The organism is Phyllobacterium sp. P5_D12 (genome assembly GCF_054049495.1).
In genome coordinates, this window is record NZ_JBFUMG010000928.1 from 1 (window position 1) to 1,148 (window position 1,148).

Consider the following 1,148-nt stretch of genomic DNA (forward strand, 5'->3'; position numbering starts at 1 on the left):
GGTACAAGCCATACGGTTCACGCAGAGGATAGAGAAATGGGAGATTTTTCTTGAAAAAGGTTCAATCAAACGTCAGCGATGCGCTGGACGGCGTGCTGTTCGACGGCATGACCATCATGGCAGGCGGGTTCGGCCTGTGCGGCATACCCGAGGCGCTGATCTACGCGATCCGCGATTCCGGCGTCAAGGATTTGACCGTCATCTCCAACAATGCCGGCGTCGATGGCATCGGACTTGGCGTGCTGCTCGAGACCAAGCAGATCCGCAAGATGATCTCGTCCTATGTCGGCGAGAACAAACTGTTTGCCCAGCAATATCTGTCGGGCGAGCTCGAACTGGAATTCAACCCGCAGGGAACGCTCGCCGAACGCATTCGCGCCGGGGGGGCGGGTATTCCGGCCTTCTTCACCAAGACAGGCGTCGGCACCATCATCGCCGAGGGCAAGGACGTGCGCGAATTCGACGGTGAATCCTACGTGATGGAGCGTGGACTATTCGCTGACCTTTCCATCGTCCATGCCTTCAAGGGCGATACGGAAGGCAACCTCGTCTACCGCAAGACGGCGCGGAACTTCAATCCGATCATGGCGACCGCATCGAAGTTCACTGTGGCTGAAGTCGAACATCTGGTCGACGCGGGCAAGATCGATGGCGACCAGGTGCATACGCCCGGTATTTTCGTCAAGCGGATCGTGCATGTGCCCAACCCCGTCAAACACATCGAACAACGGACGACCCGTCCGCGCCTTGTCGCGGCAAGTGAGGTAAACTGAGATGGCCTGGACACGCGATCAGATGGCCGAACGGGCCGCACGGGAACTCGAAGACGGTTTTTACGTCAATCTCGGTATCGGTATACCCACGCTCGTTGCCAACTATATCCCGACGGGAATGAGCGTTCAGCTGCAGAGCGAGAACGGCATGCTCGGCATGGGACCTTTTCCCTATGAGGGCGAGGAAGACGCCGACTTGATCAATGCCGGCAAGCAGACCATCACTCAGCTGCCAACGACCAGCTATTTCAACGGTGCCGACAGTTTCGGCATGATCCGCGGCGGTCATATCGATCTTTCAATCCTCGGCGCAATGCAGGTCGCGCGCAATGGAGATCTCGCAAACTGGATGGTTCCGGGGAAGATGGTGAAGGG

The 1,148-nt window shown here is 57.8% G+C and carries 2 protein-coding genes; both read left to right on the plus strand.

The window, feature by feature from the left end:
* Window positions 1–50: 50 nt before the first annotated feature.
* Window positions 51–773 carry a CoA transferase subunit A gene (locus tag ACXJ5O_RS27710; protein ID WP_457302713.1) on the plus strand — a complete coding sequence of 241 codons (723 nt, stop codon included), beginning with the start codon at window positions 51–53 and terminating at the stop codon, window positions 771–773.
* Window position 774: 1 nt separating this feature from the next.
* Window positions 775–1,148: CoA-transferase (locus ACXJ5O_RS27715; protein WP_457302714.1), on the plus strand; the 374-nt coding region annotated here is incomplete at its 3' end.